The sequence below is a fragment of the Flavobacterium sp. FG68 genome (genome assembly GCF_057808895.1).
This window is the reverse complement of the sequence record NZ_JBMDIY010000039.1, coordinates 12,979-28,033: the sequence shown is the minus strand read 5'-3', so window position 1 is coordinate 28,033 and position 15,055 is coordinate 12,979. Positions and strand designations below refer to the sequence as shown.

Annotated in this window: 13 protein-coding genes; 4 read left to right on the top strand and 9 right to left on the bottom strand. The window is 33.1% G+C overall.

Going from position 1 to position 15,055, the window contains the following annotated elements; translation table 11 throughout:
* Window positions 1–179 precede the first annotated feature (179 nt).
* A complete protein-coding gene (locus ACODSB_RS20570; RefSeq protein WP_180860033.1) occupies window positions 180–671 on the top strand; it encodes a DUF1761 domain-containing protein in 492 nt (163 codons plus the stop codon).
* Window positions 672–790: 119 nt separating this feature from the next.
* Entirely contained in the window at window positions 791–1,936 is a 1,146-nt protein-coding gene (locus tag ACODSB_RS20565) for a GNAT family N-acetyltransferase (RefSeq protein WP_488938389.1), read from the top strand.
* Between the two features lie 33 nt (window positions 1,937–1,969).
* Here ACODSB_RS20565 and ACODSB_RS20560 read toward each other — a convergent pair whose 3' ends face one another.
* The gene (locus ACODSB_RS20560; RefSeq protein WP_053470646.1) at window positions 1,970–2,839 is read right to left on the bottom strand and encodes a diacylglycerol/lipid kinase family protein; all 870 of its coding nucleotides are present in this window, start codon (window positions 2,837–2,839) and stop codon (window positions 1,970–1,972) included.
* A 62-nt stretch (window positions 2,840–2,901) separates the two neighbouring features.
* Between ACODSB_RS20560 and ACODSB_RS20555 the strand changes: the two genes are divergently transcribed.
* Entirely contained in the window at window positions 2,902–3,864 is a 963-nt protein-coding gene (locus tag ACODSB_RS20555) for an App1 family protein phosphatidate phosphatase (RefSeq protein WP_488938388.1), read from the top strand.
* A 159-nt stretch (window positions 3,865–4,023) separates the two neighbouring features.
* Here the strand turns inward: ACODSB_RS20555 and ACODSB_RS20550 are convergent, their stop codons facing one another.
* Window positions 4,024–5,937 (bottom strand): ABC-F family ATP-binding cassette domain-containing protein, encoded by a 1,914-nt coding sequence (locus tag ACODSB_RS20550; RefSeq protein ID WP_488938387.1) that lies wholly within the window; start codon window positions 5,935–5,937, stop codon window positions 4,024–4,026.
* A 107-nt stretch (window positions 5,938–6,044) separates the two neighbouring features.
* Between ACODSB_RS20550 and ACODSB_RS20545 the strand changes: the two genes are divergently transcribed.
* Entirely contained in the window at window positions 6,045–6,428 is a 384-nt protein-coding gene (locus ACODSB_RS20545; RefSeq protein WP_180860027.1) for a DUF983 domain-containing protein, read from the top strand.
* Here the strand turns inward: ACODSB_RS20545 and ACODSB_RS20540 are convergent.
* From ACODSB_RS20540 to ACODSB_RS20510, 7 genes are all read right to left on the bottom strand, one after another.
* A complete protein-coding gene (locus tag ACODSB_RS20540) occupies window positions 6,409–7,482 on the bottom strand; it encodes an NAD(P)/FAD-dependent oxidoreductase (RefSeq protein ID WP_488938386.1) in 1,074 nt (357 codons plus the stop codon). The two genes, ACODSB_RS20545 and ACODSB_RS20540, sit on opposite strands and share 20 nt — an antisense overlap.
* Window positions 7,483–7,558: 76 nt before the next feature.
* Entirely contained in the window at window positions 7,559–8,548 is a 990-nt protein-coding gene (gene porN, locus ACODSB_RS20535; RefSeq protein WP_053470624.1) for a type IX secretion system ring subunit PorN/GldN, read from the bottom strand.
* A gap of 344 nt (window positions 8,549–8,892) precedes the next feature.
* Window positions 8,893–9,882, bottom strand: a complete 990-nt coding sequence (porN, locus tag ACODSB_RS20530) for a type IX secretion system ring subunit PorN/GldN (RefSeq protein ID WP_053470625.1) — start codon at window positions 9,880–9,882, stop codon at window positions 8,893–8,895.
* Between the two features lie 43 nt (window positions 9,883–9,925).
* Complete coding sequence (gene porM / locus ACODSB_RS20525; protein WP_053470626.1) at window positions 9,926–11,467, bottom strand: type IX secretion system motor protein PorM/GldM; 1,542 nt, start codon at window positions 11,465–11,467, stop codon at window positions 9,926–9,928.
* A gap of 52 nt (window positions 11,468–11,519) precedes the next feature.
* Complete coding sequence (gene porL / locus ACODSB_RS20520; protein WP_053470627.1) at window positions 11,520–12,164, bottom strand: type IX secretion system motor protein PorL/GldL; 645 nt, start codon at window positions 12,162–12,164, stop codon at window positions 11,520–11,522.
* 72 nt (window positions 12,165–12,236) lie between these two features.
* Window positions 12,237–13,640, bottom strand: coding sequence for a T9SS ring complex lipoprotein PorK/GldK (gene porK / locus ACODSB_RS20515; RefSeq protein ID WP_053470628.1), 1,404 nt, complete (start codon window positions 13,638–13,640; stop codon window positions 12,237–12,239).
* A gap of 263 nt (window positions 13,641–13,903) precedes the next feature.
* The gene (locus tag ACODSB_RS20510) at window positions 13,904–15,055 is read right to left on the bottom strand and encodes a formimidoylglutamase (RefSeq protein WP_488938385.1); all 1,152 of its coding nucleotides are present in this window, start codon (window positions 15,053–15,055) and stop codon (window positions 13,904–13,906) included.

The window sequence follows — 15,055 nt, the reverse complement described above, 5'->3', positions numbered from 1 at the left end:
CAGATTTGGGGGATATGTTTTTCTGCTTCAAAATTAGTTAATTACTAGATATAAAGCGACTTATGTCGATAAAGTGTTAATAAATAAAAAATTCGTCTTACTTTTCTTCTTTATAAAATATCGAAATCGTTATAGTTTTTTAACTATTTTTGAAACAACTAATTACAAAAACCTATATTATGGAAAAAATTAACCTAATTACATTTTTCGTTGCCGCGATTGTGACACTCATAATCGGTTTTATTTGGTATCATCCAAAAGTTTTTGGAACAATCTGGATGAGAGAGAATAATTTTACTGAAGAAGATCTGAAAAAAGGAAACATGCTCAAAATATTTGGGTTTACGTACATTTTTTCAGTAATGCTTTCAATGGCTTTAATGTCGTTTACCATTCATCAGTCTGGCGCTATCGGAATGATTGGCGGCCCGCAATTTATTGAAACGGCAAAACCATCTTTCCACGCTTTCATGGCTGATTACGGAACTGCATTTCGTACTTTTAAGCATGGTGCGCTGCATGGATTTATGTCGGGATTGTTTTTTGCATTTCCTATAGTCGGAATTAATGGTTTATTCGAAAGAAAATCATGGAAATACATCTTTATTCATGCCGGATATTGGATGCTTACTCTTACTATAATAGGCGGTATTGTTTGCCAGTTTGCCTAAATTATAAATAGTATAAACCCGTTTGAAGCCAAAACTCAAACGGGTTTTTCTTAATAATAACTTAAAGAAAATGAGTTATTACAAATATTATCTAATTTTGAAGAAATTAGCTCACACTTTTGAATACAACTTATTCTTTTCAAATCTATAACAGCGCGTCATTACTACCCTTAGAATGGAATTCGCTGGCTGCAGATAATATTTTTTTGACACGGGAATATCTCGAAGTACTGGAAAACTCTTGTCCGGTAAATATGATTTGTCATTTTATCGGAATTTTTGAAGAGGAAAAACTTATTGGAATTGTTTTAACCCAATTTTTATTTGCCGAAAAACTGGAATCGTTTGGCGAACGCGATCAATGTTTAAAAACATCTGTTCGTAATTTTGCTTTAAAAAATTTCGCTTCCCACGTATTATTTGTTGGAAACAATATGCTAACGGGACAGAATGCTTTTGTTTTTGATAAAAACGTAAAAGAATCAAAAGCTCTAAAAACGCTTCATAAAGCTATTAATCAGCTTAAAAAGGATTTAAAAGAAAGCGGAAAGAAAGTTCACATCACCAGCATAAAAGATTTTACTGCAAAGGAAATTGAACCTTTGCAAGCTGAATTTAAAAACAATTATACGTTTTCGACACAGCCCAACATGGTTTTTAAAATCAGCGAAAATTGGAAAACAGAACAGGATTATGTTGATGCATTGTCAAAAAAATATCGGGACCAATACAAACGCGCACGCAAAAAATCTGAAGGAATAGAAAAACAGCAAATGTCTTTATCTGACATTCGAAAATATGAAGATGTTATTTATGATTTGTATTTTCATGTGGCTAAAAATGCGCCTTTCAACACTTTTTTTCTGGCCAGAAACCATTTCAGTTTTTTTAAAGAAATCATGAAAGAGGACTTTTTACTTTATGGTTATTTTTTAGATGAAAAACTAATTGGCTTTAATACGCTGATCAAAAACGGAGAAGTCATGGACACTTATTTTTTAGGTTATGACGAAAGTGTTCAGCGCGAAAAAATGTTGTATTTGAACATGCTTTACGATATGATTGCCTATTCTATTAAAAAGGGATTTAAGGAAATTGTTTTTGCCAGAACTGCTCTTGAAATTAAAAGCTCTGTTGGGGCAAAACCTGTAAAAATGTACGGTTTGATCACACATAGTAATGCCTTAATCAATCATAATATTGCAAGGTTTTTCAATTATTTAGAACCAAAAACAGAATGGCAGGAACGTAATCCGTTTAAGTAACAGCTTTGACAAAGTTTAAAACCTTGTCAAAGATTAAGGAACTGCCAGTTTCATTTGTTTGTGCAGAATATGAATTTCTAATTCCTTTTGCGCTCCGCAATATTCACCATCAATTTGAAAATGAACTGGAATATCTGTTTTTATTTCAGCTTTGTCTGTCGAAATAATTACAATATCTTCAGAATCTATTGGCATGTTTCCGGTAATAATTTTTCCAATTAATAACAAGTCCAGACTTTTTAAAATCACCAATTCAAATTTTCCGTCGTTCATGGAACCATTTGGGTTAATGACTACACCAGTTCCGTATTTCTGTGAATTAGCAATAACAATCATTCTTGCGACATGATCAACGGTTTTATTGTTTGCTGATATGGTTGCTACAAAAGGTTCATCAGATTCTGTTAATGTGGTAAAGGCTTGCAACGCATAACCCCAAAAACCTCTTACATCACTTTCTTCATAATTTTTGACCAGATTGGCATTCAAACCAAGATCGCTTAAATGGATACTTTTTTTGCCGTTTATACAAATCATATCCATTTCGATATAATGATGCAGAAAAGCAATTTTAAGGTTTTCTTCGATTCCGGCAGGCAGGTTTAAATCGACCGAAAGTCCGTTTGCAGATCCGGCTGGCAAAATTCCGATAATTACATCGTGTTCTTCCATAGCTTCGGCAACCATTTTTATGGTTCCGTCACCGCCGGCAACTATAATTCGTTCCGGCTTATATTGATTATAAAGTGCTTGTATTTCTTTTAAATCATTTTTGCCTGTCGTTTCATAAACTTCCAAATCAAAATGATTTGTCGCCGCAAACTCCTGAACAGCCTCAATTAAACTTGATTTATCAAGATCTCCCGAAATAGGGTTTACAACAAATATGATGTTCTTTTTCAAAATTTTATTTTTAAAACCAATTAAAATAATTAATTTACATGTTATATAAATATACGTAATTAATGAAACCAATTTTACAATTATATCGGGGTTATGCCAATGAGGAAGAATTAATTGTGATGGGGCATGTCTTTAAAAGAACGTATGATTATGATTTCCAGAAGAAAAGCCTAAAAAATGCACGCTCAGTTGTTAACCAATTCAGAATAAAAACAATTGAAAATTTTGATGTTTACCTAAAATGCGGCAATCAGGAAATCCACACCAAAACGCTGGACGATGGTTATTTTAAGTTTTGTATTCCGCTTGAAAAGGAAAGTCCTTTTGGATGGATTGAATACGAAGTGAGCATCAAATATGGAGGTAAAACTATTATTTCAAAAGGAAGTTATATACGTCCGCATAAGGGAAATCTAGGAATCATTTCTGATATCGACGATACTTTTTTGGTTTCGCATACGCAGAATATCTTCAAAAAAATGTACATCTTACTTTTCAAAAATGTAAACGACAGAAAAGTTTTTAAAGATGTTGTCCCTCATTATCAGGCTTTAAGTTCGGCCGGACGACACAATAAAGAAGAAGAAAATGCTTTTTTTTATGTTTCGAGCAGCGAATGGAATTTGTACCGATTTATTATAGAATTTACCAAAATACATAATCTGCCGCGCGCCGTTGTTTTATTGAAAGATATTAGACGTGGAATTACTGATTTTTTCATGAGCGGACGTGGGAATCACGATCATAAATTTGATAAAATAAAGCATGTTTTAGAGTTTTATCCTAATCTTAAATATGTTTTATTGGGAGATGATTCGCAGCACGATCCGGTTTTATACGAGCGAATCTGCAAAATTTTTCCGGTTACTGTAATTGCTGTTTATATCAGACAAACCGGAAAAAGTAAAAAAAAGGAAGTCAAAAAGATCATGAAAAATTTAGAATCGCTTGATGTTTCTGTTTGTTATTTTAAAGAAAGCAGCGAGGCGATTGCGCATTCCAGATCTATTGGGGTTATTAAATAAGTTTTGCTGCTGATTATGGCACACGGATAACACTAATTTAAACAGATTTTTTTATTTTTTAATGTAAAGAAAAAGACCTTTATCAAATTTTGAAACTTTGACAAAGGCCTTAAATATGTGTTTCAGAAACTGAAAACTGAGACTGCGACTGAAAACTAATTAAGCATTAAAATTATCAATCTCTTCCTGAACAACTTCCCAGTCTATAAGTAATTGCTCTAAATCTTTTTTCTTTTTGTTGTATGCTGTAAAAAACGATGCGTCTTCGATGTGTTTGTCGTAATTAGAAGCAAGCATTTTATCATCATGCTGAATGTCTTTTTCTAATTGCTGAATCTGACTTTCAATTTTACTCAATCGGTTTTGAAGTGCTTTTCCTTTTTTCTGATCTTCGTATGATGCTTTGTTTGTTTCTTTCGGAGCAGCCGCTTTTGCAACATCTTTTTTCTCCACTTCACGCATGTTTTCAAGATTGCGCTGTTCTAAGAAATAGTTGATATCTCCTAAATATTCTTTGATTTTTTGATCTTTAAATTCGTAAACGATATTAGACATTCCCTGAAGAAAATCCCTGTCGTGAGAAACTAATAATAAAGTTCCGCCAAATTTTTGAAGTGCTGCTTTCAAAACATTCTTAGATTTAATGTCTAAGTGATTTGTAGGCTCATCCATCAGCAATACATTGATTGGCTGTAATAATAACTTACAAAGTGCCAAACGGTTACGTTCACCTCCAGAAAGTACTTTTACTTTTTTCTCAACATCATCACCACGGAAAAGGAAAGATCCCAACATATCACGTACTTTCATACGATTGGTGTCTGTTGCGGCATCTTCCATTGTTTGAAGCAAAGTGATTTCGCCATCAAGATATTCTGCCTGATTCTGAGCAAAATATCCTAATTGTACATTGTGACCTAATTTAATAGTTCCGTCGTATTCAAATTCGTTTACAAGCGCTTTGATGAAAGTAGATTTTCCTTGTCCGTTTTGTCCAACAAAAGCAATTTTACTGCCTCTTTCAACAAGTAAACTTATGTCTTTTAAAATTGTTTTGTCTCCGTATGCTTTTGTAACATTTTCTGCTTCAATCACTACTTTTCCAGGTTCTTTTGAAACTGGGAACGAAATATTCATTACAGAATTATCGTCTTCATCAACTTCAATTCTTTCTACTTTATCTAACTTTTTAATTAACGATTGTGCCATCGAAGCTTTTGAAGCTTTCGCACGGAACTTTTCGATTAATTTTTCTGTTTCTTCTATCTTTTTCGCCTGATTCTTTTGAGTCGCTAATTGCTTTTCACGAATTTCATGGCGAAGTTCTAAATATTGAGAATAAGGTTTATTAAAGTCGTATGCTTTTCCTAAAGAGATTTCGATGGTACGGTTTGTAACGTTATCAAGGAACATTTTATCGTGCGATACAATTACAACAACTCCGGGATAATTGCGAAGAAAACTTTCCAACCAAATGATACTTTCGATATCCAAGTGATTCGTTGGCTCATCCAGAAGCAATACATCATTTGACTGTAATAATAATTTAGCCAACTCTATACGCATTCTCCAACCTCCTGAAAATGTTTCGGTTTGGTTGTTAAAAACTTCTCTTTTGAAACCTAATCCTAAAAGAATTTTCTCTGTATCTCCAACATAATTGTAACCTCCAAGAAGCTCAAAACGATGTGTATAATCAGATAAATCTTCAATAATCTGTCCGTATTCTTCACTTTCATAATCGGTTCTGGTAACCAATTGATGATTGATTTCTTCTAATTTTTTCTCTACAATTTTAATTTCGGTAAAAGCTTCATAAGCTTCTTCTAATACGGTTCTTCCACGTTCAAAATCAATATCCTGACGTAAAAATCCCATTTTGATATCTTTCTCCTGAGAAATAACTCCTGAATCCGGAGCAAAATCTCTTGCTAACATTTTAAGCATTGTCGATTTACCTGCTCCGTTTTTACCAACAAGACCTACGCGGTCGCCGGCGCCTAAACGAAAAGTAACTTCTTCAAATAAATATGTTCCTCCAAAAGAAACCGAAAGATTGTGTATATTAAGCATTAAATTGTTGTTTAAAGTTTAAAGTTTCATGTTTTGATACCTTAAACAGAGAATGAAAATTGTAAATTTGCGTTACCCAGATAAATGGTAATGTAAATTTTTTGCAAATGTTAAAAAAAGGATCCAAACTAAATAGTATTTTAACAGGAAGTTGTCCAAAATGCCAAAAAGAGAGCATGTATTCAGACAAAAATCCGCTTCATTTGACTAAAGTTCTAAAAATGAACGACAATTGCAGTCATTGCGGTTTAAAATATCAAATTGAACCTTCGTTTTTTTATGGTGCAATGTATGTGAGTTACGGATTAAATGTTGCAGTGGGAATTGCTGCCTTTATTGTTTCATTTGTGTTTTTCGGAGCAAGTATTGGAGAATCTTTTATCGCAATTGTTATTACATTAATTGTTTTGTTTCCGTTTGTTTTGCGACTTTCCCGAAATCTATATATTAATATGTTTATTTCTTACGATCCTAAGGCCGGTCAGGAATAAGGGATTTCAAATATCTTTTATGAAAGCGTTTTATATCGGCTTCCCTGTCTATTGGAGTTCCATTTTCAATATTGTCATACAACATTTTTGCCAAAGCCGGACCCAGCATTACACCGCGGGTTCCTAATCCGTTAAGTAGATGAACAGATTTGTATACTTCATGAGTACCAACCAGAGGTCTTCTGTCTGCAACTGTAGGTCTAACTCCTGCAAAATGTTTTACAATTTCAAAATCGCAGGTAATAATCTCTTTAATACGATCTAAAAGTTCTTGTTTGCCTTCTTCCGTTGGAAGATCTGTTTTGTCATGCCAATTGTAAGTTGCACCAACTTTATACAAATTACCGCCTATTGGCAAAATAAAAACGCTTGTATTAACAATTACATCTAATTTTAAATTAGGTGCATTTATTAAAAACAATTCACCTTTTGTTCCATCCAAAGGCAGATAATTAAAATACGGATTTTTATGCAGTCCAAAACCTTCAGCAAATATAATATGACGGGCTTTAATGTTTTTATACTGAATTCCTGAATCATGAAAATCTAAAAAAGAGCTATGAAAAGATTCTTCCAGAAGGAAATCATTCTTCTTTAAATATTCTCTATAACTTTCTAGTAATTGCCCGGTTTTTACATATCCTGTATGCAAAACTTCACCATAATCATAAGGAGAATCAATACTTTGGTATTTTTTAGTAATTAGTTTTGTGGATAAAAAGGGAGCTAAGTTAATTTTATCAGAAGCAGCAAACCAATTATTCTGTTCTTCAATTGAAAAAAACTTTCTAAGAATGGGCATTTTAAAGTTGAATTTTTCCTGCAGTTTTTCTTCAACCTGTTCATAGAACTCATTCATTAAGACCAAATGTTCTTTAGCATTCCAAACTTCACTGAAACGTTTCAAAATAACCGGATTATACAAACCTCCCGCAATTCGGGAAGAATTTTGAGATTTGTCATCAACAACTAAAATAGACTTATTGTTTTTAAGGGCAACTTCTGCAAAAGAAATCCCAGCCAGCCCAGATCCCACGATTAAATAATCAAGCATTATGAATGTATAGATAAAATAAAAAAACTCTTACTGCAAAGGTAGTAAGAGTTTTTCTTATAATTGGTTTAGATCTTTAGTAGTTCCACATATCTTCTTCGAAGTTACGAATCTTCTCTTTTACTCTTTCAGATTCTAACAACTGATTTTGTGCATTATCTTTCATGTAATCTTTAATTTCACGATCTCCATACATATTCTCCTCTTTGTAAATAACTGCGTTAAAACGTCTTGAATTAAGTATTTGATCAAATGAAATTGGAAGTGCCGAATTACTGTCGTTAAAAGCTTTTGCTTCATGAAGTACTGTTCGGGCATTTGGGAAGAAAACCCAGAATAGTTCAATATAGTCTTTTTCGTCACTATTCATCGTATAAACATCTGGTGTTACGGGACAAATTCCAAGCAAACGATATTTCAATTCACTTTGGCGTTTATCAAAATACCAATATCCTTTTACTTTGTATTGTGAAACATCGGCAGCTGTAAGATCTTGTCTTAAAATATATTCAGCAGGAACAGTTCTTGTTGGACCTATAGTTTGGTCAACATAATTTACCACTTTCTTTTTACCAGTACCCGTTACCACTTTTTTCTTTACAACACGTGTTTTAAAATCATCAGGATATTGATTTATAAGTTCCCTACCTGCATCCGTTGTATCAACACGGGTTAATGAACCTTCAATGTCTTTCATGGATTTTTTGGTATTGAAATAACTATCTGTATAAACTTCAGTTATTTTTCCTTGTCTGATTCCTTTGGTCAAAACATCATAAAGTGAACGTCTGTCTGAGCCAATATTGACAGTATCTACAGGAAAATATAAAGGAAAATTGATTTTTTCATTTAAATCAATAATCTCCCAGGTAGTTTTTGCCATTAAAACATCACGATCATCTACATAGCCATAAGCTAAAGGCTTATCATTATCAGAGATAAGCTGCGCAGCTGTTTTAAGCCCAATTTGATCTGCTGTTTTAGCATTAAGTAAATTAGATTGAGCATTAGAAATAATACCGCCAGCGATAAAAACAATAACCATTAAAAAACTTTTCACTTTCATCATAATATTTTTTATAATAAACCTAAACGCAGTTTGATGTGTAATATTGTTATTTTTCTTACAATAATATCAATTTGTAGAAATTATAATTACAAATTTAAAAATTAATTTTAATTAACGTTTAGCTAACATACAATAAATATTTTACAAAACGCTATAAATCTGATCATTACAAAACAAAATCATACCTTTTGTAATATCTTTCCCTGCTATTTTGCTTTTTTTTAAAATTTAAAGCTTAATAAAATTTATATAAGATAGCATTAAAAGTGTTGCCATCTGATCAAAAAAAAACTCTCACTACGTTAGCAGTGAGAGTTTTTCTTATAATTTAATTTTAAAACTTAGTAGTTCCACATATCTTGTTCGAAGTTACGAATCTTCTCTTTTACTCTTTCAGATTCCAATAACTGATTTTGTGCGTTATCTTTCATGTATTCTTTGATCTCACGATCTTGGTACAAGTTTTCTTCTTTATAAACAATCGCATTAAAACGTCTTGAATTTAAAATCTGATCGAATGAAATTGGCAGAGCCGAATTGCTGTCATTGAAAGCTTTTGCTTCGTGAAGGACTGCACGAGCATTTGGGAAGAAAACCCAAAATAATTCGATATAATCCTTTTCGTCACTGTTCATTGTGTAAACGTCCGGAGTTACAGGACAAATTCCAAGTAAACGATATTTTAATTCACTTTGACGTTTATCAAAATACCAGTATCCTTTAATTTTATACTGAGTAACATCTGCAGCAGTAAGATCTTGCTTTAAGATATATTCAGCAGGAACTGTTCTTGTTGGTCCAACTGTTTCGTCTACATAAGTAACAACTTTCTTTTTACCAGTACCAGTAACAACTTTTTTCTTCACAACACGTGCTTTATAGTCATCTGGATATTGGTTGATAAGTTCTCTACCAGCATCTGTTGTGTCAATACGAGATAAAGCACCCTCGATGTCTTTCATAGATTTTTTAGTATTGAAATAACTATCAGAATAAACCTCAGTTATTTGGCCTTTTCTAACGGCTTTCGTCAAAACATCATATAATGAACGTCTATCAGAACCAATATTAGCAGTATCTACTGGAAAATACATAGGGAAGTTGATCTTTTCATTTAAGTCAATAATCTCCCAAGTTGTTTTACCCATCAAGATATCTCTATCATCAACATAACCGTAAGCTAAAGGCTTATCATTATCAGAGATAAGTTGCGCAGGAGTTTTAAGCCCAATTTGGGCAGGCGTTTTTGCATTTAGCAAATTTGATTGCGCATTAGAAGCAAAACCTCCAGCGATTAGAACAATAGCTATTAAAAAATTTCTTACTTTCATCGTGGTATTATTATAAATATTGACTGAAGATTTCAGTACTTAATTATTGTATTTCATAAATTACCGGAGCAGTTCTTGGCAATAAATAACTACCAGCTCCAACAAGTTTAGTTTTAATTTCAGAAATAGTAACTTGATCTCCTTTACCTGCTCTTGAAAGTACTTGCTTACATTGTGCATTTAATCTATTACCAGTAACAACAACTGTAGGCTGTCCAGCAATTTTCATGTTAAATCCAACAACATCTAAACCAACTTCAAAATCAAAATCAAGCAATTTAGCACCAATAGTAGCAATTTCTAAGTTAGATCTAGGTCCTTTAACAACACCCATTTCACCTCTAATTGTACCTGTTGGCCCAGGAATACCTTTAATTCTGAATGATTTCTTATCAGTAACTTTATCTCCGTTTGGTAATGTTCCTGTTACAGAAATTGTAGCTTCTGTACCTGAACCCGGGCTCATGTTATATTTACCTGGTTTACCAGCTGAAGATAATCCTGGAGCGCTAGCAGAAATTTTGTTAGCATCAACTCCTGCAAATGATACAGAGATTGGGTTAACAACTCCTCTATACACTACATTCATTTTATCAGCAGAAATCGTAGCTGAGTTTGGTCTTGGAACTACAACGTAAGTTCCTTTGAATTTTAATGGAATGTTTTTACCATCTTCTAAGAAAGTAAATTGACCATTAATGTTTTGTTCACCTACACCACCAGCAGTTAAAGAGATAACAGCTTGTCCGTTAACAATTTGTCCAGGACCTTGGAATGAAGTTGGTTTTGTGTTTTCGTCATAACGACCTAAAACTACTTTACCTGTAACTTTTTCTCCTTGGAAATAAGCATTTTTATCTAAAACAACGATTGCCTGATAGTTGCTATAAGAAGCAGCAGCAACTGCAGCTTTTCCTAAAGCACTGTTGTAAACATCAGTTTCTGCTTTTTTAACGTCATTTTGCCAAGCTGAAAGTTTAGCAGCAGATGCAATTGCAGGGAAACCTTTAAAGTGGTAAGCTAAGTATTTTTCTTTTATACCTTCTTTGTTTTTTACTTCAGAAACATCAAATTTCTTTTCAACTTCTGCAATAATGTTAGCATACTTTTTATCTGTTCCTAAAGCAGCTTTTAAGTCTGCTTTGTATTTTTCGATTTTAGCGATAATTTCGTTACCTTTTTTAGTGTAACCGTCTCCTGTAAACCAGTCGTCGATGTTATCACCTCTATCCATAGCTTCGTATGGTAGTTTTCCAGTTTCTTTTTCAACCTCAAATCCTTTGATAGACTGAGCTTTTAAAGTACCGATATAATCGTAAAATTCTTTTGAGATTCCTTCAACTTTGTGTGCAGTTTCTGCTGCAGTAATGAACTCTCCTTTTGCTTCAGCAGCTTTTTGATCTAAAGATTGTAATAAGCCTTCGTTTGTTGTAACTGAAGTAGTATTTGCAGCTTCAAATTTTTCGTTCATCAAACCAAAAGCAGAAATTACTTCTTTTGATACGTTCATTGCTAACATCGCGATGAAAACCAGATACATCAGGTTAATCATCTTCTGTCTAGGGGTTAATTTTCCTCCTGCCATTTTTTTCTAATTAGTTCTTATTAATAATTTTAATATAATAGTTAAAAACTAATTATCCTTTGTTACTCATTGCAGAAAGCATACCACCATAAACACTGTTTAAAGAAGCAATGTTTGCAGTCATAGACGCCATTTGCTCTTTTAATTTAGATGCGTTATCAGCGATTTCTTTATTAGCTTCAGCATTTCTTGCTGCACTTTCTAATTGTACTTTGTATAAACTGTTTAATGATTCCATTTGAGCAGCAGCAACAGATAATTCTTCAGAATATTTCTTTTGTCCTGCAATAGAGTCTACTGTTGGAGAGATTGCTTTAGCAGCTCCTTCGAAGTTTTTGATGCTGTTTCCTAAGCTTGCCATTAACTCACCGTCAACTTTAGCTTCTTTTAACATTGCATCTAATTTTTGAGATAATAATCCCTGGGCATCAGTTGATTCAGGTTTATCCGCTTTTTTTCTAGCTTGTCCGTTAGCTAATTCTGGGTAAACAAGAGTCCAATCCAACTCGTCTTCAACTGGTTCAAAAGCAGATAACGCGAAGATTAACGCCTCAGTTAATAAACCTACTGAAAGCATAACTGTTCCTGTTAATGGTCCAATTTCAAAGTGAGTAATTTTGAATAATGCTCCAACGATTACTACTGCCGCTCCCATACCATAAGCGAAATTCATTGCTTTTTTACTTAATAATGCCATAATAATTTTTTTTTAGGTTTTAATTTTAAAATAGATTCGATTTGGTTATTGTATTGATTGAATTATAAATTACTATTTCTTTTTACCAGTTCCGTTTCCGGTTACTTGAGTTCCCATGTAATCTTGTACAGTTCTGAAACCGATATAACTTCTTGCAGAATCAGCATATTCGTGGTCACGAGTACTTACTTGTAGGAAGTAAGCAACATCTTTCCAAGAACCTCCACGAACCACTTTTCTTTGGTTCTTTCCGTCAATTACGTTAGGGTTCATTGTAGAAACGTACTCGTATGCGTTTGGATTATAAGCTGAATCTGTCCACTCTGAAACGTTTCCTGCCATGTTATATAATCCGTATCCGTTTTGCTCGTAAGATTTTGCTTCAACAGTATATAAAGCTTCATCGGCAGCATAATCTCCTCTGTTAGGCTTAAAGTTTGCCATGAAACATCCTCTGTCACTCTTCGTGTAAGGACCACCCCAAGGATAAGTTCCAGACTCCAGACCACCTCTTGCAGCATACTCCCATTCTGCTTCTGTTGGAAGTCTGAATGCGTTAACCAGGTCACGCCCTTTTTTCTTAGATTTAATGTAGCTGTTTTTGTTTAAAGTTCTCCAGGCACAGAATGCTTTAGCTTGTTTCCAAGTTACACCTACTACTGGATAATCTCCATAAGCTTTATGCCAGAAATAATCATTATGCATTGGCTCATTATATGAATATGCGAAATCTTTAATCCAAACTGTAGTATCCGGGTAAACACTAACTTGTTCAGTTTTAACGAAGTCTTTTCTTTTTCCAACTTTAGCTTTTGCAGCAGCCTGAATATCCATCCAAGAATAACGGAATTTCAATTTATTTACGTCAATTGTTCTTAAACCATTGTATGATTCTTCAATTGGTAAATACATAGAATCCATTACTTCAGCATAATACTCATCTGGATAAGCTTTAGTATCTCTAATTAACTTAACTTTTTTGTTTAATTTTCTACCAGCATACGGATCATCTTTTGTTCCTACACTATAGTAGTTATCATACATGTACTTATCGTAAGCTGTCATTTTATCCGGCTCAGAATCATTAAATGCATAATCAGCAATACTTCCTCCTTTAGCACCTTTACCACCAGTACTTTTTTGACCTGTTTCATCAGCCAAAATAGCAAGACGTACTCTCATTGTAGAATCTTTTACCCATTCTACGAATTGACGGTACTCACTGTTAGTAATCTCAGTTTCGTCCATATAAAATGATCTAACTGTTACTGTTTTAGTAGGAGCATCTTCTACGTTAGCTAAATCAGCGTCTGATTTACCCATGATAAAAGATCCACCAGGAACTAATGTCATTCCATAAGGCTTCTCGGGATGCCATTTCCCTCCTGTAACACCAACTAATTCACCTTTGTCACCTGACTTACCACAGCCGATTACTAGTGTTAACATTGCTGCAAATGCAATAAACTTCTTCATATAAATTTGGGATTATCTATTCATTATTAAAAGTCCGTAAACGTATTTATTATTTATCTAAAAAACAATACTACTTGCGAAATTTATTTTACCGTTCAAAAATAATGTTAAATAAAATAAAAAAAAAATATTTCATCGACAAACTGATTAAAAAAATCGACGTAAAACGTTAAATTTTATAATATATAAACCTTATCTTACTAAATTTTTTAACAATATTTTGAAAAACTTGAAAAAATTAAGATTTTCATTAAAATTTTCTTCTACAAAGCGTTTTTTCTTTGTGCTTTCCACCATCTTTCTGGCAATTCCTGATTACAAGCGCTCAAATATTCTTCATAAGAACACGGTAATAACGTATTTCTTTTTAGTTTATTGCTGCCGTTTGTTTCAAATGGAATCTCGATCCACCAACGCTCTGTTTTGTCACTTTTATAAAAAACCAGCTCCTCCTCTTCTAAAGGAACAATATATTTTAAATAATTTGTTCTGCTTCCAAATGGATATTCTTTTGAACGATAATGATATCCTTCAATAAAATACCAAACTATCTGAGCCACAATAGGTGCTTCTGCAACTGTACTATTATGATTAAATACTCCAAAAGAAGATACTTTATCACTAATTCCCGCATATCGTGCCAAAGAACAAATCTCTTTTCCATTGAAACCATTTGGTTCAAATGTAATAGTATTTCCTGAAGCTGAAGACTTTACCGAATTCAAATCGATACTAACTAAATCAGCATCTCTAAAAACAGGTTCTGCCAGCGCTATTTTGTTTGAGATTTCACCCAAACGGTAAGCATCAAAAAACAATTTTTCAATTAAATCAATTTCTTCCTGCGAATTATAGTACGTTTGGTATCCTATATTACAGTAATTGAAAAGATTATTAGGCTCATCAATTATGATTTTTGTTAAATATGAATTAGCCGAAACTGTTTCATCTTCTTTACCAAAATCAAATCTGTTATCTACAGCAACCATATTTACCATTTGCTCTAAATCATCATATGCGCGATATAAAGCGTATGTTAAATCCTGCGAACCTCCCAGGACTATAGGAATGACTTTATTTTTAATTAATGCAGAAGTTACCTTCTTAACTGCAAAATAAGTATCCTCTACAGAATCTCCGGCAAGTACATCACCTAAATCAGCAATTGAAGCATCCCAATTTCCGGGAAACATTCCATAAAGCTTTTTTCGAACTGTAGTAAGATTAACTTCATTAACCATGTTAATATTGCGTCGGTCTTCTAAAACACCAACAATTGCAATGTTAATTTTACTAATATCCGGAAATTGATCCTGAGTATGCAGAACAATTTTACTTCCCAGTTCTTGTGAAGACAATGAACTAATGAATTTTAAAATTCCATCATTTAAAGGCTCTAGAAAATCAAATTCCAT